Origin of the sequence: Snodgrassella sp. B3800, assembly GCF_026535865.1 — a bacterium.
GTDB lineage: Bacteria > Pseudomonadota > Gammaproteobacteria > Burkholderiales > Neisseriaceae > Snodgrassella > Snodgrassella alvi_E.
This window is the reverse complement of sequence record NZ_JAFNPH010000003.1, coordinates 1-20,595: the sequence shown is the minus strand read 5'-3', so window position 1 is coordinate 20,595 and position 20,595 is coordinate 1. Positions and strand designations below refer to the sequence as shown.

At 44.5% G+C, this 20,595-nt stretch carries 23 protein-coding genes; 15 read left to right on the top strand and 8 right to left on the bottom strand.

Going from position 1 to position 20,595, the window contains the following annotated elements:
* Nucleotides 1-2: 2 nt before the first annotated feature.
* Together nrdD and recQ are read right to left on the bottom strand one after the other, a co-directional pair.
* Nucleotides 3-2,144 carry an anaerobic ribonucleoside-triphosphate reductase gene (gene nrdD, locus J3U64_RS05660; RefSeq protein WP_267408587.1) on the bottom strand — a complete coding sequence of 714 codons (2,142 nt, stop codon included), beginning with the start codon at nt 2,142-2,144 and terminating at the stop codon, nt 3-5.
* Between the two features lie 755 nt (nt 2,145-2,899).
* Nucleotides 2,900-4,693 (bottom strand): DNA helicase RecQ, encoded by a 1,794-nt coding sequence (gene recQ, locus J3U64_RS05655; RefSeq protein ID WP_323811395.1) that lies wholly within the window; start codon nt 4,691-4,693, stop codon nt 2,900-2,902.
* A gap of 93 nt (nt 4,694-4,786) precedes the next feature.
* On the opposite strand from recQ, the gene J3U64_RS05650 reads away from it, so the two are divergent.
* The 15 genes from J3U64_RS05650 (at nt 4,787) to J3U64_RS05580 (ending at nt 17,023) form a co-directional block, all read left to right on the top strand.
* Nucleotides 4,787-5,224 carry a surface-adhesin E family protein gene (locus tag J3U64_RS05650; protein WP_267408586.1) on the top strand — a complete coding sequence of 146 codons (438 nt, stop codon included), beginning with the start codon at nt 4,787-4,789 and terminating at the stop codon, nt 5,222-5,224.
* A gap of 25 nt (nt 5,225-5,249) precedes the next feature.
* Nucleotides 5,250-5,573 (top strand): hypothetical protein, encoded by a 324-nt coding sequence (locus J3U64_RS05645; RefSeq protein ID WP_100141177.1) that lies wholly within the window; start codon nt 5,250-5,252, stop codon nt 5,571-5,573.
* Nucleotides 5,574-5,723: 150 nt separating this feature from the next.
* The gene (gene mnmG, locus J3U64_RS05640; protein WP_267408585.1) at nt 5,724-7,613 is read left to right on the top strand and encodes a tRNA uridine-5-carboxymethylaminomethyl(34) synthesis enzyme MnmG; all 1,890 of its coding nucleotides are present in this window, start codon (nt 5,724-5,726) and stop codon (nt 7,611-7,613) included.
* Nucleotides 7,610-8,245, top strand: a complete 636-nt coding sequence (rsmG, locus tag J3U64_RS05635; RefSeq protein ID WP_100141179.1) for a 16S rRNA (guanine(527)-N(7))-methyltransferase RsmG — start codon at nt 7,610-7,612, stop codon at nt 8,243-8,245. Before mnmG ends, rsmG begins: the two co-directional genes overlap by 4 nt.
* Nucleotides 8,242-9,021: a ParA family protein gene (locus J3U64_RS05630; protein WP_100141180.1), complete on the top strand. Its 780-nt coding sequence runs from the start codon at nt 8,242-8,244 to the stop codon at nt 9,019-9,021. The genes rsmG and J3U64_RS05630 overlap by 4 nt, the downstream gene beginning before the upstream one ends.
* A 70-nt stretch (nt 9,022-9,091) precedes the next feature.
* Entirely contained in the window at nt 9,092-9,946 is an 855-nt protein-coding gene (locus tag J3U64_RS05625) for a ParB/RepB/Spo0J family partition protein (protein ID WP_267390814.1), read from the top strand.
* A gap of 194 nt (nt 9,947-10,140) precedes the next feature.
* Nucleotides 10,141-10,485, top strand: coding sequence for an ATP synthase subunit I (locus J3U64_RS05620; RefSeq protein ID WP_267408584.1), 345 nt, complete (start codon nt 10,141-10,143; stop codon nt 10,483-10,485).
* Nucleotides 10,482-11,342: a F0F1 ATP synthase subunit A gene (atpB, locus tag J3U64_RS05615; protein ID WP_267408583.1), complete on the top strand. Its 861-nt coding sequence runs from the start codon at nt 10,482-10,484 to the stop codon at nt 11,340-11,342. Before J3U64_RS05620 ends, atpB begins: the two co-directional genes overlap by 4 nt.
* Nucleotides 11,343-11,394: 52 nt before the next feature.
* Nucleotides 11,395-11,625 (top strand): F0F1 ATP synthase subunit C, encoded by a 231-nt coding sequence (gene atpE / locus J3U64_RS05610; RefSeq protein WP_025331627.1) that lies wholly within the window; start codon nt 11,395-11,397, stop codon nt 11,623-11,625.
* 64 nt (nt 11,626-11,689) lie between these two features.
* The gene (locus J3U64_RS05605; RefSeq protein ID WP_025331626.1) at nt 11,690-12,160 is read left to right on the top strand and encodes a F0F1 ATP synthase subunit B; all 471 of its coding nucleotides are present in this window, start codon (nt 11,690-11,692) and stop codon (nt 12,158-12,160) included.
* Between the two features lie 4 nt (nt 12,161-12,164).
* A complete protein-coding gene (locus tag J3U64_RS05600) occupies nt 12,165-12,701 on the top strand; it encodes a F0F1 ATP synthase subunit delta (RefSeq protein ID WP_267408582.1) in 537 nt (178 codons plus the stop codon).
* A gap of 10 nt (nt 12,702-12,711) precedes the next feature.
* Nucleotides 12,712-14,259, top strand: coding sequence for a F0F1 ATP synthase subunit alpha (gene atpA / locus J3U64_RS05595; RefSeq protein ID WP_267408581.1), 1,548 nt, complete (start codon nt 12,712-12,714; stop codon nt 14,257-14,259).
* 24 nt (nt 14,260-14,283) lie between these two features.
* The gene (gene atpG, locus J3U64_RS05590) at nt 14,284-15,159 is read left to right on the top strand and encodes a F0F1 ATP synthase subunit gamma (RefSeq protein ID WP_100141186.1); all 876 of its coding nucleotides are present in this window, start codon (nt 14,284-14,286) and stop codon (nt 15,157-15,159) included.
* Nucleotides 15,160-15,192: 33 nt separating this feature from the next.
* Nucleotides 15,193-16,590, top strand: a complete 1,398-nt coding sequence (gene atpD / locus J3U64_RS05585; protein ID WP_100100496.1) for a F0F1 ATP synthase subunit beta — start codon at nt 15,193-15,195, stop codon at nt 16,588-16,590.
* Between the two features lie 10 nt (nt 16,591-16,600).
* Nucleotides 16,601-17,023 (top strand): F0F1 ATP synthase subunit epsilon, encoded by a 423-nt coding sequence (locus tag J3U64_RS05580; RefSeq protein ID WP_100156701.1) that lies wholly within the window; start codon nt 16,601-16,603, stop codon nt 17,021-17,023.
* 414 nt (nt 17,024-17,437) lie between these two features.
* Here the strand turns inward: J3U64_RS05580 and J3U64_RS05575 are convergent, their stop codons facing one another.
* The 6 genes from J3U64_RS05575 to J3U64_RS05555 form a co-directional block, all read right to left on the bottom strand.
* Nucleotides 17,438-18,181: an SDR family oxidoreductase gene (locus tag J3U64_RS05575; protein WP_267408580.1), complete on the bottom strand. Its 744-nt coding sequence runs from the start codon at nt 18,179-18,181 to the stop codon at nt 17,438-17,440.
* Nucleotides 18,182-18,360: 179 nt separating this feature from the next.
* Nucleotides 18,361-18,687, bottom strand: a complete 327-nt coding sequence (locus J3U64_RS05570; protein ID WP_267408579.1) for a carboxymuconolactone decarboxylase family protein — start codon at nt 18,685-18,687, stop codon at nt 18,361-18,363.
* A gap of 24 nt (nt 18,688-18,711) precedes the next feature.
* Entirely contained in the window at nt 18,712-19,110 is a 399-nt protein-coding gene (locus J3U64_RS05565; RefSeq protein WP_267408578.1) for a cupin domain-containing protein, read from the bottom strand.
* A gap of 164 nt (nt 19,111-19,274) precedes the next feature.
* The gene (locus J3U64_RS09980) at nt 19,275-19,421 is read right to left on the bottom strand and encodes an RHS domain-containing protein (RefSeq protein ID WP_370386748.1); all 147 of its coding nucleotides are present in this window, start codon (nt 19,419-19,421) and stop codon (nt 19,275-19,277) included.
* A 170-nt stretch (nt 19,422-19,591) separates the two neighbouring features.
* Complete coding sequence (locus J3U64_RS05560; protein ID WP_267408577.1) at nt 19,592-20,059, bottom strand: hypothetical protein; 468 nt, start codon at nt 20,057-20,059, stop codon at nt 19,592-19,594.
* Nucleotides 20,060-20,595: RHS repeat-associated core domain-containing protein (locus tag J3U64_RS05555; protein ID WP_267408576.1), on the bottom strand; the 536-nt coding region annotated here is incomplete at its 5' end.

Below are 20,595 nucleotides of genomic sequence, written 5' to 3'. Positions count from 1 at the left end.
GTTTACAGAGCACCACACTGCTGGCCGAGATGTTTGACTCGTCTTTTCACTTCTTCCTGTTTGCCGGTGTTAAACGGTCTGGCGTCGGGGCTACCGAGATAGCCGCAGACACGTCGGGTGACGGATACGCGTGCCGGATCATGGTTGCCGCATTTGGGGCAGACAAAGCCTTTGCTGGTACAGGAAAATTCACCACTAAAACCGCATTCATAACATTCGTCGATGGGCGTATTGGTGCCGTAATAAGGTACATGACGGTAGCTGTAATCCCATACGTCCTCTAATGCTTTGAGATTGTGTTGCAGATTAGGGTATTCGCCGTAACAAATGAAGCCACCACTGGCCATTTTTGGGTAGGGTGCTTCGAAATCGATTTTGTCGTACGGATTAACTTTTTTTTCTACATCTAGATGAAAGCTGTTGGTGTAGTAGCCTTTGTCGGTTACACCGTCAATTACGCCGAATTCAGCAGTATCAAGACGACAGAAGCGGTCACACAAGTTTTCGCTCGGAGTGCTGTAAAGGCTGAAGCCATAGCCGGTCTCAGTTTTCCACTGGTCGGCAGTACGGCGCAGTTTCTCGACAATGGCTATGGCTTTCTGACGCAGGTTGTCACTGTCAAACACATGGATATCGCTGCCGTAGAGGGCATAGATGGTTTCATGCAGGCCGATATAGCCCAGAGAAATGGAGGCACGGCCATTTTTGAATATATGTGCTACGGGTTCATCGGCTTGCAGACGCACGCCGCAGGCTCCTTCCATATACAGAATCGGTGCCACTCGTGCTTTGACGTTTTCAAAACGGGCAATGCGGGTCATCAGGGCTTTGCGGCAAAGTTGCAGGCGCTCTTCCAGCAGTTGCCAGAACCGTGCTTCATCGTGTTTGGCTTCGATGGCAATACGTGGCAGGTTCAGGCTGATTACGCCCAGATTATTTCGTCCTTCATGAATTTCCTGACCGTTTTCTTCATAACGACTGAGGAAGCTGCGGCAGCCCATTGGCGTTTTGAAGGAACCAGTCACAGCTACAACCTGCTCGTAGTTCAGGATATCCGGATACATACGTTTGGAGGCGCATTCGAGAGCCAGTTGCTTGATGTCGTAGTTAATGTCTGACGCTTTGTGGTTCACGCCGTCTTTAATACTGAAAACCAGTTTTGGAAAGACAGCCGTTTTGCCATTTTTGCCCAGTCCGGCTAATCGATTGCGCAGAATAGCGGTTTGAATCAGCCGGCTTTCCCAGCTGGTGCCCAGACCAAAGCCGAAAGTGACAAAAGGAGTCTGACCATTAGCAGTATGCAAGGTGTTGACTTCGTATTCCAGTGACTGAAAAGCGTCGTAGCATTCTTTTTCGGTGCGAGTACGGGCGTAGTCTTCAGCATTGGCAATCTGCCATTCCTGAGCTACGGCAAAGTGTTTGTCGTAGCTGGTACGGACAAAAGGTGCCAGCACTTCATCAATCCGGTTTATGGTGCTGCCACCGTAAATGTGGCTAGCCACCTGCGCGATAATCTGTGCGGTAACAGCGGTAGCTGTGGCAATAGATTTAGGAGGTTCGATTTCAGCATTGCCCATTTTAAATCCGTTGGTCAGCATGCCTTTTAGATCTATCAACATGCAGTTGAACATTGGAAAAAACGGTGCGTAGTCTAAATCGTGATAATGAATTTCTCCCCGCTCATGTGCTAATACCACATCGCGCGGTAACAGGTGTTGCTGAGCATAATGTCTGGCCACAATGCCAGCCAGTAGGTCGCGCTGGGTGGGAATCACCTTGCTGTCTTTGTTCGCATTTTCGTTAAGCAGACTGAAATTGGTTTGTTCTACCAAACCCTGAATTTCGCGATTGAGATGTCCGCGAGATTCGCGCGCAACATCGCGCGAATGACGGTATTCAATATAGGCTCGTGCCAGTTCTTTATACTGACCGGCCATTAACTGGTCTTCTACTGCCTGCTGAATATCATGAATATCCACACATTCACGGTTAGCCATGAGGCTGCCCACTTGTGCAGCTACCTGCGCGCAATAGGCAATGTCGGTAATGTCCACGGCACAGGCGGCACGCTCTACGGCATCTTGAATTCGCGCCGCATCAAAGGGAACGCGGCAACCATCTCTCTTAATTACAATAGGTTTCATGTTGATAGTCCTTCTGCTGCTGCCGGTAGCATCAGGCAGCAGTTACTGCTTATCTTTCCGGTATAACAATTGGGCCTGTTAAGATGTATAAACCTTAAAAATACTATATTTAGTATTAAATTTTATTTATAGACACTTTTTTTACTATATATGGGATTGGTATGTTGAATAAAGCATCATTTTTTACTGTTATTTGATATAACGCATCAAATAAGGTTGACATTGATATTTAATTTATAAAAATCATATATTTAGAAAAATGAAAGTGCTGTGTAAAAAATAGTCATTTCTTGCATAATGAAAGAAGCATAGGATAAAGTACCTAGATATCGAGCAGAAAAGGTGATTCAAGTTGTTGTTGCAGCCATGGGGCGTTGGCGCACGAATCAGCCGGTCGGAAGCGTGAGTGCTTTAAAAAAAGCAAAAGACTGCCAAGAAAGAATGAAATGATAGGGTAACAATCAGATAATGGTGATAGAACTATTCTGTTCAGTTAAGTTGCAGATAGGCATTAAACGAAGCTAAAAGCGTGCTGGCGGATGCAAGGTGAAATTACTGCGGATAATCAAATTAAAAAAGCAACGATTAATGCGTAAAAGATATTGAGGAAATAAACACCGATCTCGACAAGTTCATAAATATCGAACATTCGTATATGGATAAGATACTAAAGGTAGAATGATGAACGTATGAGAGAAGGTGGATAGTATAAACAGCGATATTTAACCGTGAGTTCGGTGGTACTCATGTATGAACTATTTTTGTGCCCATTCGCGACATATGGAAAGTATGTCAGCACCAAAATTCCTGATTTTACTTTCTCCCAGTCCATAAATCTGGTTTAAATCTGCCATTGTTGCCGGAGGATGCCGTACCAGATCCTGCAAGGTGCGGTCAGCAAAAATGGTGTAAGCAGGGACGTTATTTTCACTGGCACGCTCTTTGCGCCAGCGGCGCAGGTTTTGCCACAGACGCTCTTCACGTTCTGTACGCAGCCATGTGTCATTATTACGGCTACTGCGGATTTTGTCATGCTTAAGTGGACGCAGCCACACCTGATGTTCATTCTTCAATACTGCGCGTGCTTGTTCCGTTAACTGTAATGCCTGATTGGCTATATCCACATTTAGGTAACCAGCGGCAACACATTGTCGTACCACCGTGCGCCATTCCTTGACACTCAGTTGACTACCGATGCCAAAAGTCGATAGCTGCTGATGACCATAGCGCAACACCCACTCCGACTTGCGCCCACGTAACACATCAATCACATGGCCGGTGGCAAAACGCTGTCCCACTCGATACACACAGGACAGCAGCTTTTGCGCCAATACAGTACCGTCAAAACGAGTTGGTGGGTCAGTACAGTTGTCACAATGGCCGCATGGCTGGCTGTCTTCGCCAAAATAGCGCAATAACAGCTGGCGTCGGCAATCGGCCGTTTCACAGAAAGCCAGCATCGCATCCAGTTTTTGCAAATCAATGAGTTTTTGCGCTTCATCACGCTCAGCCAGCTGAATCCGCTCACGCAGTAATACCCAGTCATTCAGGCCATAACACAGCCAGCTGGTAGCAGGCAGGCCATCACGGCCAGCGCGGCCCGATTCCTGATAAAAATGTTCAATACTGGCTGGCATATCCAGATGGGCGACAAAACGCACATCAGGTTTATCGATACCCATTCCAAAAGCCACTGTCGCCACCACAATAATGCCATCTTCCTGTGTAAAACGGCGTTGGTTGTGGCTGCGGGTCTCCCAGTCCAGTCCGGCATGATAGGGCAGAGCGGTCAGACCGTTTTCTGTCAGAAAAGCAGCAATATCTTCCACTCGCTTGCGCGAGAGACAGTAAACAATGCCATTTTCCCCCGGCATCTGGCTGCGGATAAACTGTAATAGCTGTTTTTTGCCATTGTTTTTTTCCACAACCTGATAATCAATGTTGGGACGATTAAAGCTGGAAACAAAAAGGCGTGCATCATTTAAAGCCAGATAATGCTGAATATCAGCACGGGTAGCGCTGTCTGCGGTAGCCGTTAGCGCAATCCGTGGTACAGAGGCAAACTCATCTGCTAGTATTGCCAGCTGCTGATACTCGGGGCGGAAATCATGTCCCCACTGACTCACACAATGTGCCTCATCAATAGCAAACAGACTGATAGGCGTTTGGTGTAGAAACTGTAAAAAGCGTGGCATAACCAGCCGTTCCGGTGCTACATACAATAATTTCAGGTGTTCAGAAGCAATATCATCGGCAATACGCCGTATCTCTTCGCCACTTGTACCACCGTGAACACAAGCAGCTGCTATTCCATTTACATTCAAAGCTGTGACTTGATCCTGCATAAGTGCAATCAGCGGTGACACAACGATGGCCACACCATCGCGCATTAAGGCTGGAATTTGATAACATAAAGACTTACCTGCGCCGGTAGGCATTAATACCAGTGCATGATGGCCACTGGCCACCGTGTCGATGATTTCAGCCTGTTGCCCGCGAAATTCGGGATAGCCGAAAACATCGTGTAGAATTTGCACGGCATGAGTCACAAAACACCTGTTACACTGAATCTGAAACGGGTATTGTACTGCAACTTACCTCTATTTCCGACAGCCAACCAATTGCTGTTATAAGGAATCAGCATGAAAATCATTAGTCTCCGTCACCTAACAGCCAGTATGGCTATATCTACTATTTTGGCTGCCTGTACCACCACCAACGTGCCCAAAGCCAGCGGCAGCTGGATTGAGCTGGGTGTATCAGCCAGTGGTAATATTCAATATGCACTGGATAGCGGCAGCATTAAACGTCAGGGTAATATGGTAACCTTTCGTGACCGTAAAACCGTTATCGACCCGAAACAGCAGTATTACAGCAACACACCAGCCTATAAAACCGCATTGAGCACTACTCAGATAGACTGCAGCCGCAGATTGTTCCGCGTGCTTGATGTCGAATTGCTGGATGCGCATGGTGAGCTGATTCGTCAGGATCATTTTGGCGAAACCGATCTGCGTCCGATGGGTATTACCAGTGGTTCTGCTGCCGAGCAGCAATATCAGCACGTATGTAGCCATTAATTTTGCTAATAGAAAGTAATCAGGCATGAAAGCAAAATACAGCTTATGGATAATTTTAGGTTTGGCCGTATCGGCATGGGCAGAATCTCCAGCAGATGTAGAATTGCTCAGCGCACAGAAAGCCTATCAGGCCGCATTGTCTGGGCAAAGTGCCAGCCAGAGCCGTGCCTTACAGCTGCAAACCCAGTTGCAGTCAGCACAGCTACAGTTGAAGAATGCACAGGATAATGTTACCCGCTTGCAAAGTGATTTTAATCAGGCCGATGTGCAGCGGCAGCAAGCTGATGCAGCATTGCAGGCCGCCGGTGCCAGACTGGATGCGGCTTGGCAGGCTGTGCACAGCCGTTAAATCAATGCACCGTGCAGGCAACTACTGGAAGTAAAATCCGTTTATCAATTTATCGGCCTGACAAACAGCTGCAGCTCGCGTAAAATAATACACTTTTGCTTAAACGTTGTTCCGTGAAAAAACAACGTTATGGAATCAACTGTTGTCAAAATGAACTATCCGATTGAATACGATGTGATTGTGGTTGGTGGCGGCCATGCAGGTACAGAAGCCGCTCTGGCTGCTGCGCGCATGGGTGCAAGCACATTATTACTGACTCACAATATCGAAACGCTGGGACAAATGTCTTGTAATCCGTCTATCGGCGGCATAGGCAAAGGCCATCTGGTGCGTGAGCTGGATGCACTGGGTGGCGCAATGGCATTGGCAGCAGATAAGAGCGGGATTCAGTTCAGACGTCTGAATGCATCAAAAGGGCCGGCAGTACGTGCAACACGGGCGCAGGCTGATCGCATTCTATATAAAGCGGCCATCCGTTCCATGCTGGAAAACCAGCCTAACCTGCAATTATTTCAGCAGCAAGTAGAAGATATTATTGTTGAAAACGGCCGGGCAGTTGGCGTTATGACCTCTATGGGAGTTTCCTTTCGCAGCCGCGCTATTGTGCTGACTGCGGGTACATTTTTGGCCGGAAAAATTCACATCGGATTAGAAAATTATGCTGGTGGCCGTGCCGGAGACCCCGCAGCACAACACTTATCTGGATGTCTCAGAGATTTGAATTTACCGCAGGGACGATTGAAAACCGGTACACCGCCGCGGATAGACGGGCGCAGCATTGATTTCAGTCAATTGCACGAACAGCCAGGAGACAATCCTGCTCCGGTATTTTCTGTACGTGGCAACCTTGCTATGCACCCACAACAGATATCTTGCTGGATTACCCATACTAATAGCGCAACCCACGACATTATTCGCAGCGGTTTTGACCGTAGCCCGATGTTCACCGGCAAAATTGAAGGCGTCGGCCCGCGTTACTGTCCGTCTATTGAAGATAAAATCAATCGCTTTGCAGACAAAGACAGTCACCAAATTTTTCTGGAGCCGGAAGGGCTGACTACACACGAATATTACCCTAATGGTATTTCCACCAGCCTGCCGTTTGATATCCAACTGCAACTGGTTCATTCCATGCCCGGTTTGCAGAATGCCCATATCTTACGTCCTGGTTACGCCATTGAATACGACTATTTTGATCCGCGTAACCTAAAATCCAGTCTTGAAACCAAAACTGTTTCCGGCCTATTTTTTGCTGGACAAATCAACGGGACAACTGGTTATGAAGAAGCTGCTGCACAAGGGTTACTCGCCGGTGCTAATGCCGTATTGTATACCCGAGAAACTGAACCCCTAGTATTGCAACGTGATCAGGCTTATTTAGGCGTACTTGTTGACGATCTCATTACTAAAGGCGTTACCGAACCTTATCGCATGTTTACTAGCCGTGCTGAATACCGCCTACAACTGCGTGAAGATAACGCCGATATGCGGCTTACCGAGCTGGGGCGCAGCGTAGGATTGGTGAATGATGAACAGTGGCAAATATTTCAGCACAAGCAGGAAGCTGTCGCACGCGAACTCCAACGCCTGAGCCATGTCTGGTATACACCACTTAATCTGCCGATAGCTGAGCAACAACGCGTACTCGGTCAGCCTTTAAGCAAAGAATCCAGCCTGCTGGACATGTTGCGCCGGCCAAACGTTTGCTATGCTGACTTAATGACTCTGCCCAATGCACAACAGGAAATACTGAATAGTGATGCGGCAGAACAAGTGGAAATTCAGGCAAAATATCAGGGTTATATTGAACGACAAAACGAAGAAATCAGCCATCGCCAGAATCTGGAAAAAATGAAACTGCCAGATAGCATCGATTACTCATTGGTAAAAGGCCTTTCCGCCGAAGTACAACAAAAATTAAATCAGTATCGTCCCGAAACTGTAGGACAGGCGTCCCGTATTTCCGGTATCACACCGGCAGCGGTTGCTTTACTGATGGTTCACCTAAAACGGGGTTTTGAGGGAGCAAAAACAGCATGAGCGACATGAAAACTATGCTGCAACAAGGTTTGCAGCAAATGAATATCAACCTGACCGTACCACAGCAATTACAACTGCTTGCTTTTGTAGAACTATTAAAAAAATGGAACAGCACTTACAACCTCACCGCGTTGCGTAATGATCAGGATGTTATTAGTCATCATATCCTCGATAGCCTGACGCTACTGCCCTATGTGGAAAAAGCCCGTGGTCTGATAGATGTTGGCAGCGGCGGTGGTATGCCTGGCATCCCTGTAGCTATCTCCCGTCCGGATTTGCCTGTTGCTTTGCTGGATGCCAACAGCAAAAAAACCTCATTTCTGCAACAGGCAGTAATCGAACTGGGCTTAACTAACGTACAAGTGATTACCGCTCGCGTAGAAGCCATGGTGGGTGAACAGTTTGATGTAATCACTAGCCGTGCGTTTGCCGAATTAAATGATTTTGTCACCATTACCAAGCAACTAATGGCAAAAGGTGGATATTGGGCGGCTATGAAAGGCGTGTATCCGTATGAGGAAATCGAACGTTTGCCTGAAAATGTTGAGCTGGTACGTGTGGACAAACTCAGTGTCCCCCATCTGGATGCAGAACGTCACATGGTGATTGTCCGCAAGAAAGAGCATGCATGAGTGCACATATTATTGCCGTAGCCAATCAGAAGGGTGGTGTGGGGAAAACTACCACCGTTGTTAATCTGGCAGCCTCACTGGTGGAAAAAAAGTCCACAGTATTGATTGTTGACCTCGACCCGCAGGGTAATGCCACAACTGGCAGCGGCATCAATAAAGGCAACGTCACCAACGGCGTCTATGCCGTATTGTTGGGTAATGAAGATATAAACAACGCCATAATTACTGCACAACATGGCGGCTTTGATGTTCTGCCTGCAAATAGAGCTCTGGCTGGTGCTGAAGTCGAGCTGGTACAAGAGCTGGCACGAGAAATGCGTTTGAAAAATGCGCTGGCGCAGGTGGCCGATAAATACGATTACATCATTATTGATTGCCCGCCCACATTAACCCTATTAACCATCAACGGATTAGTAGCTGCACGTCACATCATAGTACCAATGGTATGCGAATATTATGCACTGGAAGGGATTTCCGATCTTATTGCTACCGTGCGTAAAATCCGTCAGGCCATCAACCCTCAGCTCGAAATACTGGGTATTGTTCGCACATTATATGACCCACGCAGCCTACTGGCCAAACAGGTGGATGAACAGTTAATGACTCATTTTCCTGATCAGCTGTTCAGTACCCCTATCCCGCGTAATATCCGATTGGCCGAAGCTCCCAGTCATGGCATGCCTGCATTGCAGTACGACCCGCGAGCCACTGGTACCAAAGCATATCTCGCGCTAGCTGACGAAATTTTGCAGCGCACAGCCACTAAACAGACATAGAATTATTCATTTTCATGGTAATAACATCAGCACAACAATAAGTGTCAACCAATAAATTAAAGAGCGATACATGGTTAAAGCAAAAGGTTTGGGTGCAGGGCTAGACGCCCTACTTGGTTCCGGCAGTGATATCACCGGTGGCGACCGTTTAACCAAAGTCGCAATTAGCGATATTATTCCCGGACGTTATCAACCACGTACTCAAATTGATGACGAATCATTGCAAGAGCTGGCTGAATCCATACGCGCGCAAGGTGTCATTCAGCCAGTGATTGTACGGGAAATGGGACTGCAGCAATATGAGCTGATTGCCGGTGAACGCCGCTGGCGAGCTGCCCGTCTAGCCGAACTGGCGGAAATTCCAGTAGTCGTCAAAAGCATTTCTGACGAAGCAGCACTGGCAATGGGACTCATTGAAAACATTCAGCGCGAAAATCTCAATCCGATTGAAGAAGCACAAGGCCTGAAGCGACTGGTAGATGAATTTGGACTCACTCATGAAACAGTGGCCAAAGCTGTAGGACGCAGCCGCAGCAGCATTTCCAATAGTCTGCGCTTACTCAATCTGCCGCAACCAGTACAAGACTTAATGTACAGCAGGCAGTTAGAAATGGGTCATGCCCGTGCTTTATTGACTTTACCTGTTATCCAGCAGATTGATCTGGCTCAGAAAGCAGCCCAGAATGGCTGGTCAGTGCGCGAAGTGGAGCGCCGTTGCCAGCAAGCACAGGCCAAACCAGAAACCGCCACTCCCCATCCGGCTGAAAAAAGCAGCGAAGTTCAATCAATAGAAGCTGCACTGGAGCAACGTTTTAGCGTACCCGTGAAAGTACAAAGCCGCAACCAGCGCAGCGGCCGTATCATCTTACAATTTGATAATCCCGAAACCTTGAGTCATTTATTACAAAAAATGGGACTGGAATAAATCCTGCAATCACAGATTAATTGTGGCAAAATTGTTTAATTCAGTTATCAAATTTGGCAATGTTAAAGAAATATATAGAAAAATTAATAAATTAGCTAAAATTTATTTAACAAAATTTCACAAAATTACTTGACGATATAGTATTAGTTGATTATATTAGCGCAGCTTACCGCAGTGTTTTTTAAGGTAACAGAATGAAGTGGATCATGTTCTGGCAAACAGTCATGTTGTTTGCCGCAGTTTGTGTGTCCGCATGGTTGTGGAATTATTCTGCTATCTGGTCGGCAGTATTAGGTGGACTGAGTTACCTGATACCTACATTATTGGCGATGCTAACCATCATCGCCGCAAAAAAATTACCGGCGCTATTACCGGCAACACTATTAATGGCCGAAATCAGCAAAATTTTCATGATATGCCTAATGATGTTGCTGGTTTACGTGTGCTATTCCGCAGTTAACTGGTTTGCTTTCCTGACAGGACTTATACTGGTCAGTCAGGCTGGATTGTTCACATTTAGAAAAAGATTGTTACTATGAGCGGCACAGAGATGACTCCGGGCGAATATATCAGCCATCACTTAATCAATTACACTCAGAAATCACCAGATTACCAGATCAATATGGTTGATTTCTCCTTTCTTAATCTGGATACCCTATTTTTTTCCATACTGACTGGCATCATTGCCTCAGCTATTCTGTTTGTAGCCGCTCGTCGTATGAGAGTAGGTGTGCCTACCCGTTTTCAAGCCGCTGTCGAACTACTAATTGAATTTGTGGGCGGTATCTGCAAAGATATGGTTCACAATGAGAAATCCCGAAAAACCATTGCTCCTCTGGGCTTAACTGTATTCATGTGGATTCTCTTCATGAATATTATGGATCTGCTACCTGTAGATTTGTTGCCTTGGGCATGGCAGCATGCTACGGGTGATCATCATGCATTTCTGCGCGTTGTTCCCACTGCTGACCTGAATACCACCATGGCAATGGCGATATCTGTTTTGTTTCTGTGTATCGTTTACAATATCAAAATCAAAGGATTGGGTGGCTGGATACACGAATTATTCAGTGCACCGTTTGGTAACAAAATTTGGTTGTTCATCCCCAATTTTCTGATGAATATCATCGAATTTTTCTCCAAGACCCTGTCTCATGGTATGCGACTGTTTGGTAACATGTATGCCGGTGAAATTTTATTTATGGTGATCGCTCTAATGGGTGGTGCCTGGGGTATGTCCGGTGCTGCAGGCGTAAGCGATGTGGTTTTATTCATTCTCCAGATTGTTGCAGGTCTGGCTTGGGCCATATTCCACATTTTGGTCATTGCTTTACAGGCATATCTCTTTATGGTGCTGACCTTTGTATATTTGGGTCAGGCTCACGATTCCCATTAAGGGTAATTTATTTATTGTAGTATTCTTTTCTTTTATTTAAGGAGTGAAGTAAATGGGTGGTTTAATCGCTATCGCTTGTGGTTTGATGATTGGTATTTCTGCCATGGGTGCATCTATCGGTATCGGTATGCTGGGCGCAAAATACATGGAATCTTCTGCCCGTCAGCCAGAATTAATGAACTCATTGCTGGGTAAATTCTTCATTATCATGGGTATGATTGATGCTGCGTTCATTATTTCTCTGGGCGTATCATTCTTGTACTTCGCCAAAATCGGCGGCTGATAAACTTAGATTTGCTGGTTGTTAACTGTATTAATTAATAAACACAAATTCTAAAGGTTTAATCGTGAATATCAACGCAACCCTAATTGCACAAGTACTTGTTTTTGTCATGTTTGTGCTATTTACGATGAAATTCGTATGGCCACCCATCGTCAAAGTACTTGATGCCCGTGCCGACAAAATTGCCGAAGGTTTGGCTGCTGCCGAACGTGGAAAAAACGATTTTGCTCAGGCGGAAAAACGTGTTGCTGATATCTTGGCCGAGGGTCGCAGTCAGGTCTCCGAAATGGTGGCCAATGCGGAAAAGCGTGCCGCGCAGATTGTTGAGGATGCCAAAACTCAGGCATCCGAAGAAGCTGCCCGTATCATGGCTCAGGCAAAAGCTGATGTAGAGCAGGAAGCTAACCGGGCCCGTGAAGCACTGCGGCAGCAGGTAGCAGATTTGGTTGTAAAAGGTGCCGAATCTATCCTGCGCAGTGAAGTTAATCCTTCACGTCACGCTGATTTACTGGCGAACCTGAAACAGGAGCTGTAATCCCATGGCTGAGTTCGCAACCATAGCCAGACCTTATGCCAAGGCATTGTTTAGTCTGGCGCAAGAACAGAATCAGATTGAGTCTTGGTTGGACGAACTGAAAACACTGGCTGAAATCATACTGCAACCGAAAGTGCAGTTACTAATAGATGAGCCGGAATGCGAATACACTGAAAAGGCAAAAGAAATCCTGTCTTTAGTGGATTTTACGCCCGCAGAAGATTTGAAAAACTTCATTTTTGTGCTGGCGCAGAACAAACGCTTAACAGTTTTGCCAGAAATTTATACGTTATTCCAAGACTATGCTTTGTCCCTTAACGACATAAAAGAAGCCACCGTATACACAGCCTACCCTATTGATAAAGCGCAGTTTGCACAAGTAGTAGTGGATCTGGAAGCCCATTTCAACACACGGTTGAAAGCGCATCAGGTGGTTGCCCCAGAATTAATTGGTGGCATAAAAGTAGAAGTTGGTGACCGAGTATTGGATTTGTCGGTGCAGGGTAGATTAAACAGCCTGCATACGGCATTGATGAATTAGGAGAGTTTTCATGCAGCTTAATCCTGCTGAAATTAGCGATTTGATTAAAGCTAAAATCGCAAACCTGAACGTAGATACAGAATTACGTACCCGTGGTACCGTAATGTCTGTAACTGACGGGATTGTGCGCGTACATGGCTTGTCAGACGTGATGCAAGGTGAAATGCTCGAGTTTCCCGGCAATACATTTGGTCTCGCCATGAACCTGGAGCGCGATTCTGTAGGTGCCGTGATTCTGGGCGAATCCGAACACATTAAAGAAGGTGACGAAGTTACCTGTACTGGGCGTATTCTGGAAGTGCCAGTAGGCCGTGAGCTGGTAGGCCGCGTCGTAGATGCACTGGGTCGCCCCATTGATGGTAAGGGACCGATTAATGCTACACATACTGCTCCGGTAGAAAAAATTGCTCCGGGTGTAATTGCACGTCAATCTGTTGATCAGCCAATGCAAACCGGTCTGAAAGCCATTGATTCAATGGTGCCTATTGGCCGCGGACAGCGTGAATTAATTATCGGTGACCGCCAGACAGGTAAAACAGCCGTGGCTCTGGATGCTATTGTTAACCAGAAAGATACCGGCGTAATCTGTATTTATGTAGCCATCGGCCAGAAAGCTTCTTCCATTGCTAGCGTAGTGCGCAAACTGGAAGAACATGGAGCGATGGATCATACCATTATTGTAGCAGCTACTGCCTCTGAAGCAGCTGCGCTGCAATATATCGCTCCGTATGCTGGTTGTAGTATGGGCGAATTCTTCCGTGATAATGGTGAAGATGCCCTGATTGTCTATGATGACTTGTCCAAACAGGCCGTAGCCTATCGTCAAATTTCCCTGCTATTGCGCCGTCCACCTGGCCGCGAAGCTTATCCGGGTGACGTATTCTATCTGCACTCACGTCTGCTAGAACGTGCTTCCCGTATTAACGCACATGAAGTAGAAGAACTGACCAAAGGTGCAGTAAAAGGTAAAACCGGTTCATTAACTGCATTGCCAATTATTGAAACACAGGCTGGTGACGTGTCTGCATTTGTACCGACCAATGTAATTTCCATTACTGACGGACAGATATTCCTAGAAACCGACCTGTTTAACTCCGGTATTCGTCCGGCCATTAATGCTGGTATCTCTGTATCCCGCGTAGGTGGTGCTGCTCAGACTAAAGTTATCAAAAAACTGGGTGGTGGTATTCGTCTGGCATTGGCTCAGTATCGAGAACTTGCGGCGTTTTCTCAGTTTGCTTCTGATTTGGACGAAGCAACACGCAAACAATTGCGTCATGGTGAAGTTGTGACCGAACTGATGAAACAGAAACAGTTCAGCACGTTGAGTACAGGTGAAATGGCATTAACTCTGTGGGCAATCAATAATGGCTCATATGATGATGTTCCTGTGTCCAAGGCATTGAATTTTGAGTCAGAATTTTTGAGCTATGTGCGTACTCAGTGTCCAAATGTATTACAGGACATCGATGCCACCGGTGCATTAAGCGATGACAATGCCAAAGCATTGGACAACGCCATGAAGACCTTCAAATCGTCTTACGGCTATCAGGCGTAAACGTGTCATTGAAAGGAGTCTGAAATGGCAGTAGGAAAAGAGATTCTCACCCGAATTCGCAGTGTTCAAAATACCCAAAAGATCACTAAAGCGATGCAGATGGTGTCAACCTCTAAAATGCGGAAGACTCAGGAACGGATGCGTCAGGCGCGTCCGTATGCCGATAAAATTCGTCTGGTGATGAGCCATCTGGCACAAACCCATTCTAATCACAACGTCCCGCTGTTGCGCAGTAATAATGACAGTAAGCGAGTAGGATTTATTGTTATTACGACTGATAAAGGATTATGCGGTGGTCTGAATGCCAATATCCTCAAAGCATTCTTCAGTAAAGTGCAAGAATGCAATCAGCAGGGGCTTGAGGCCGAAGTTGTATGTCTCGGCAGTAAAGGACTGGCCGCCTGTAACCGAGTGGGTTTGAATGTCATTGCCAGTGCTGTGGGTCTAGGTGATACACCTAGAGTGGCTACATTGCTGGGTCCGTTAACGGAAATTTTTCAGCGTTATGCAGAAGGTAAACTGGATGCCATTTATCTGGTTTATGCCGGCTTTATCAATACCATGCGTCAGGAACCTCGTCTGGAAACACTGCTGCCAATCGGGCAGAATGTTCTGGATCAGGTATCTGAAAGTAAGGAATACAGCTGGGAATATGTATACGAACCCTCGCCACAACAGGTGCTGGAATTTTTAGTCCGCCGTTATTTAGAGTCTGTGGTTTATCAGGCCTTATCTGAAAATATGGCTGCCGAGCAGGCTGCGCGTATGGTAGCGATGAAAGCTGCTACCGATAATGCAAGCAATGCCATTAAAGAATTGCGTCTGGTGTATAACAAATCGCGTCAGGCAGCGATTACCACAGAGTTGTCAGAAATTGTGGCCGGTGCTGCTGCTGTTTAAGCAGTACAGGTCAAATAAACTTAGGATGCGATAATGAGCCAAGGCAAAATCGTACAAATCATTGGTGCGGTAGTGGACGTAGAATTCCCACATGATTCCATACCCAATGTGTATGACGCTCTTAAACTGGTTGATACTGATTTAACTCTTGAAGTTGAACAGTTACTGGGTGATGGTATCGTGCGTACCATCCCTATGGGTACTTCCGATGGTCTGAAACGCGGTATGGCCGTAGTTAATACCGGCGCACCGATTACTGTGCCGGTTGGTACAGCTACGTTGGGTCGGATTATGGACGTTTTGGGTCATCCGGTGGATGAAGCTGGCGAAATTCAGACCAGTACTACCCGCTCCATTCACCAGCAGGCACCGAAATTTGATGAGCTTTCCAGCTCAACTGAGTTGCTGGAAACGGGTATCAAGGTGATTGACCTGCTGTGTCCATTTGCCAAAGGCGGTAAAGTTGGCTTGTTTGGTGGTGCCGGTGTCGGTAAAACCGTTAACATGATGGAACTGATTAACAACATTGCCAAAGCACACAGTGGTTTGTCTGTGTTTGCCGGTGTAGGGGAACGTACTCGTGAAGGTAATGACTTCTATCACGAGATGAAGGACTCCAACGTACTGGATAAAGTGGCCATGGTGTATGGTCAGATGAACGAACCACCTGGTAACCGTCTGCGTGTAGCTTTAACTGGTCTGACCATGGCGGAATACTTCCGTGATGAAAAAGATGAAAACGGTAAAGGCCGTGACGTACTGCTGTTCATCGACAACATTTACCGTTACACACTGGCCGGTACTGAAGTATCAGCTTTGCTAGGACGTATGCCGTCTGCTGTGGGTTATCAGCCAACACTGGCTGAAGAAATGGGTCGTCTACAGGAGCGAATTGCTTCTACTAAAACTGGTTCAATTACTTCTATCCAAGCCGTGTATGTACCTGCAGATGACCTGACTGACCCATCTCCGGCCACAACATTTGCCCACTTGGATGCAACTGTGGTGTTAAGCCGTGATATTGCTTCTTTAGGTATTTATCCGGCAGTGGATCCGCTGGACTCTACTTCACGCCAGCTAGACCCCGCTGTAATTGGTCAGGAACATTATGACGTTGCACGTGGTGTACAGACTACTTTGCAAAAATACAAAGAGTTGAACGATATCATTGCGATTCTGGGTATGGATGAATTGTCTGATGAAGACAAACTAACCGTAAACCGCGCACGTAAGATCCAGCGCTTTTTGTCACAGCCATTCCACGTAGCAGAAGTGTTTACCGGTGCGCCGGGTAAATATGTTTCACTGCGTGATACCATTGCCGGCTTTAAAGCTATTCTGAATGGTGAGTACGATCACCTGCCTGAACAAGCTTTTTACATGGTAGGCAATATTGAAGAAGCTGCTGAAAAAGCGAAAACCCTAAACTAAGGAGCGCTTGATGAGTACCATGCAAGTGGAAGTGGTGAGTAACGAAGAAAACATCTATTCAGGTGAAGCCAGCTTTGTTGTTGTGCCGACTCTGGAAGGTGAGCTAGGTATTTACCCTCGCCATGAACCCATTATGAGCTTGGTGCGTCCTGGTGCTCTTCGTTTGACCGTACCTGACCAGAAAGAAGAAATTCTGGTAGCAGTATCAGGCGGTGTTCTGGAAGTACAGCCGAATAAGCTTACGCTTTTGGCAGATGTGGCCGTTCGCAGTGAAGAAATGGATCAGCAGCGTGCCGAAGAAGCCAAAAAAGCAGCCGAATCTGGTATCCATGAGGCCAAGGATGATGTTTCACTGGCCAAAGCTCATGTGGCTTTAGCTGCGGCGATTGCTCAACTGAAAACTCTGGATTACCTGCGCACTCATCGAAAATAACATTGATTGATATACTCAGATGAATAATCTGATTGTAATAAAAAATGTTTTAAGCCCGAGCATTGCTCGGGCTTTTCTATTACTTAAGTTCAACCATGAGAAAATATTTCTCAGTATAATATTTTAAACTTCAAAGTATATGTCATTTACAAATTAATGATAAGAGCTGATACATCAAAAGAAATCATTGAGACCAGTAAACAAATATTTAATTGTAATAAAAATACTATAAACTTTTTAAAAGCTTATTGATACGGTATTGATCTGTAAAATGCACTATTAAATAATAAGTTAAACTAATTCAGTAATTATTGTTGATTTCTGCAGTAACAAATTAAATTGATATACAAAAAGCAAAAGCATAAAGCTTTTGCTTTCGTATTTACTACAAATATTGTATTCCAGATAATTTGATTAAGCTTGTTTAGTTGGATAGATAGTCAGCTCACTAATATTGGTCTCTTCGGGCTGCTCAATGGCAAAGTTAACAGCACGAGCAATGGCGTCAGGACTGATGCCAACCTGATTGTATAATTGAGTCATACTTTGCAGCACATTTGCATCAGAAATACTTTGTAACAGCTCTGTGTTGATCGCTGCAGGATACAAAGTAGTAGTACGGATATTGGTTTGTTCAGTGGCACTTTCCTGCCGAATAACTTCCATCAGATTACGTACAGCAAATTTAGTTGCGCCATAAACACCACAGCCCATGAAGCTTTTCAAGCCAGCAATTGAAGAGGTAGTGATGATATGGCCAGATTTCTGTTTCGTGAAAATAGGCATGACCGCAGCAATTCCATTTAGCACGCCCTTCAGATTAATATCAATCATATTATTCCAGTCGTTTGTCTGAAGAGCACTGATAGGGGAGTTAGGCATAATACCGGCGTTATTAAATATCACATCTACCCCCTGAAAATGTTTTAGAGCCAGCTCAACCAATGCATGCATCTCTTCCGGCTGGCGCACATCTGTAACTTGATAAACGGCTTCACCGCCAGACTGAGTAATCTGCTGTTGTAGTTGTTGAAGCTGTGATTCACGGCGCGCAGCAAGTACGACTTTTGCTCCGTTTTGAGCTAGTAAGCGTGCAGTTGCTGCGCCAATACCTGATGATGCACCGGTTATGATGACTACTTTATTTTGAACAGCCATGTTTTACTCCTTTGATTAGTTCCGTTTAGTGCCCAAACACTGATTGCTGTTTTGTTAAGATTAAATGACAAGTGTATAAATATTAGCTGGAAAATTAGCTATAGTGTCTAAGCTTATGTTTGACCAGGGAAAAATCCAAAATTATCAAACACCTGAATACATTTGTTGTTTAGCGCAAATTACTTTTCATTGTCTTGATAAATTTGCTTGGCTAGATTAAATGCAGACCAAGCCTTCGGCCAGCCCACATAAAAGGACAGATGAGTAATAATTTCAACAATTTCATCTTTGGTGATGCCATTTTGTCTGCCAATATTCAGATGGGCACTTAATTGCTCGAAATTACCGGCACTGATTAATGCTGCAATAGTAATCATGCTGCGCTGATGTGCTGGCAATTGTTGTTCTCGTGACCAAACTTCACCAAATAAAACATCATCATTAAAATGAGCAAACTGAGGTGCAAATTCGCCTAAAAGTTCATGACCTGCTGTCTGTTTTTTCATTGCCGTACTCCTCTAGATTAAAAATTACAGAGCGTTGTAATCGCTGCTTGCTACGGGTTCCAGCCATTCGCTTTGACCTTTGGTAATGGCCACATGACTGAACCAACTATCTTTCGTTGCTCCATGCCAATGTTTGACTCCCGCATGAATAACCACTACATCGCCAGGATTAAGTAATTGTGCCGGTTTGCCTGCTTCTTGATACCAACCCTGACCGGCAGTAGCAAGTAAAATTTGATAGCCATTTAAATGTTTGTGCCAATGGTTGTGGCAGCCGGGCTCGAAAGTAACATTGCTAACGTCTACATCAACATTTCCATCAATAGCAGCCAGATTAGCTAAATAGCTCTGACCAATAAAATATTGAGCATAATTGATATTTTCTTCACCTAGTGGAAAGATTTGTTTAAATGATGAATTCATGATTTTTATCTTGAAATGTTTTGATGATTAAGTATAAAACTTCAAGTTCACTTTAATTCAAGTATTTTTTATTGAGCAAATATTTTATGGATTAATCACCATTTTTAAACTAAACATATTAGTAGGCGACAGCACATTTCAATGTGTTGATGTACTTCCAATTTCTAAGATGTTTTTATATTGTCTAAGCGTATTTTTAATAATTGCGTAGATTTACCCCACAGCTGATAGCTGCATGCCCCTACAATGTGACCGTCTTCATCAGTAAGTTCTTCTGGTGCACCGTTGACATCGGTGTGGTAGTACAGCACTTTTTGTTTTGTATTGAGAATTTTTATCGATGCTTACCAAAAACTTGGAAAACTAAATCTATATAGATATTTATTTTATAGAGAAATTTTGGACTATTTTCTTTTATTAATCTTAGGAGTCTACATTTAGTAAGTCGTTTTAAAATTATCGTTACAGTTTATTAATTTAGTTATTTATATGAAATATATTCACATTCTATTTCGTTGAAATCATAATCTATTCGAATTTGAAATGATAAGTTGTGGGGAATAATTCTTATTTCGTCAGAAATTAATTTATCAAAATCATATTCTTTAGCAATCTCATTCATGACAATATATGCTCCACAATACTTCCATTCTGTATCAATCAATAAATAAAAAAATTGATTATTCATTTTCGATTGAATAAAAGCAATGACTTCTTTATAAGAGCAATTATATTTTTTTTTACTCCAAAAAATTTTTTTGCAATTAATTTTGTCAATCAAATTATCAGTTTCTTCTAAACTAAGAAAATTGTTAATAACAACGTCTTTATTTGTAAATTTGCTAATTTTGCTAAAATAACTGTCTTTATATATTTTTCTTTGTGCCTTTCTATATAATATTTCACGTTTATTATGAAGTAATTGGCGCTTATTTTCAGAAAATTTCATTTACATTTTTCCTTTACTATTACATATATTACTTGATTTCAAATAGTATGCTTTACCTTTTCCATTACGCAATTGAGGTCTTTTATACCTATTATGTATAGGTTCTCCTCTATCATTCATTTTAACCTGTCCTGCTTCCCAGTGCGGTTTATCTGGATGGCTTATATCCATCGTTTGTTCTTGGACAGAAGATATTGTCATTCCACCACCTATTCTTTTGGATGTCATATAACTATATTCTCGTCCTGATTTATTTTTTGATTGGCTAATTGGTTGCTGACTTGTGGGAATACCTACTTGCCTCATAGCATCACGTCGCGCTGCACGCGATGAATTAAAAGGGTTATCTTCGGTACCTATTTGTTTTCCGTTCCAACCCCACGGATCAATCCACATCAACCCATTAGGCGCATACTGATACAAATTAAACCCACCCAGCAACCCAATCGGGTCCGGCTGCGTGAATCTGCCTATATCAGGGTCATAGTACCTGAAAGTATTGTAATGTAAGCCCGTTTCTCTGTCTAAATACTGCC

Bases quoted from the DNA above. Each gene is read 5' to 3' on its own strand.
- rsmG (WP_100141179.1), top strand. From the start codon at position 7,610: ATGAGCGACATGAAAACTATGCTGCAACAAGGTTTGCAGCAAATGAAT.
- atpD (WP_100100496.1), top strand. From the start codon at position 15,193: ATGAGCCAAGGCAAAATCGTACAAATCATTGGTGCGGTAGTGGACGTA.
- atpB (WP_267408583.1), top strand. From the start codon at position 10,482: ATGAGCGGCACAGAGATGACTCCGGGCGAATATATCAGCCATCACTTA.
- J3U64_RS05600 (WP_267408582.1), top strand. From the start codon at position 12,165: ATGGCTGAGTTCGCAACCATAGCCAGACCTTATGCCAAGGCATTGTTT.
- J3U64_RS05560 (WP_267408577.1), bottom strand. From the start codon at position 20,059: ATGAAATTTTCTGAAAATAAGCGCCAATTACTTCATAATAAACGTGAA.
- nrdD (WP_267408587.1), bottom strand. From the start codon at position 2,144: ATGAAACCTATTGTAATTAAGAGAGATGGTTGCCGCGTTCCCTTTGAT.
- J3U64_RS05630 (WP_100141180.1), top strand. From the start codon at position 8,242: ATGAGTGCACATATTATTGCCGTAGCCAATCAGAAGGGTGGTGTGGGG.
- J3U64_RS05620 (WP_267408584.1), top strand. From the start codon at position 10,141: ATGAAGTGGATCATGTTCTGGCAAACAGTCATGTTGTTTGCCGCAGTT.
- J3U64_RS05565 (WP_267408578.1), bottom strand. From the start codon at position 19,110: ATGAATTCATCATTTAAACAAATCTTTCCACTAGGTGAAGAAAATATC.
- J3U64_RS05570 (WP_267408579.1), bottom strand. From the start codon at position 18,687: ATGAAAAAACAGACAGCAGGTCATGAACTTTTAGGCGAATTTGCACCT.
- J3U64_RS05625 (WP_267390814.1), top strand. From the start codon at position 9,092: ATGGTTAAAGCAAAAGGTTTGGGTGCAGGGCTAGACGCCCTACTTGGT.
- mnmG (WP_267408585.1), top strand. From the start codon at position 5,724: ATGAACTATCCGATTGAATACGATGTGATTGTGGTTGGTGGCGGCCAT.
- atpA (WP_267408581.1), top strand. From the start codon at position 12,712: ATGCAGCTTAATCCTGCTGAAATTAGCGATTTGATTAAAGCTAAAATC.
- J3U64_RS05650 (WP_267408586.1), top strand. From the start codon at position 4,787: ATGAAAATCATTAGTCTCCGTCACCTAACAGCCAGTATGGCTATATCT.
- J3U64_RS05645 (WP_100141177.1), top strand. From the start codon at position 5,250: ATGAAAGCAAAATACAGCTTATGGATAATTTTAGGTTTGGCCGTATCG.
- atpE (WP_025331627.1), top strand. From the start codon at position 11,395: ATGGGTGGTTTAATCGCTATCGCTTGTGGTTTGATGATTGGTATTTCT.
- J3U64_RS05575 (WP_267408580.1), bottom strand. From the start codon at position 18,181: ATGGCTGTTCAAAATAAAGTAGTCATCATAACCGGTGCATCATCAGGT.
- atpG (WP_100141186.1), top strand. From the start codon at position 14,284: ATGGCAGTAGGAAAAGAGATTCTCACCCGAATTCGCAGTGTTCAAAAT.
- J3U64_RS05580 (WP_100156701.1), top strand. From the start codon at position 16,601: ATGAGTACCATGCAAGTGGAAGTGGTGAGTAACGAAGAAAACATCTAT.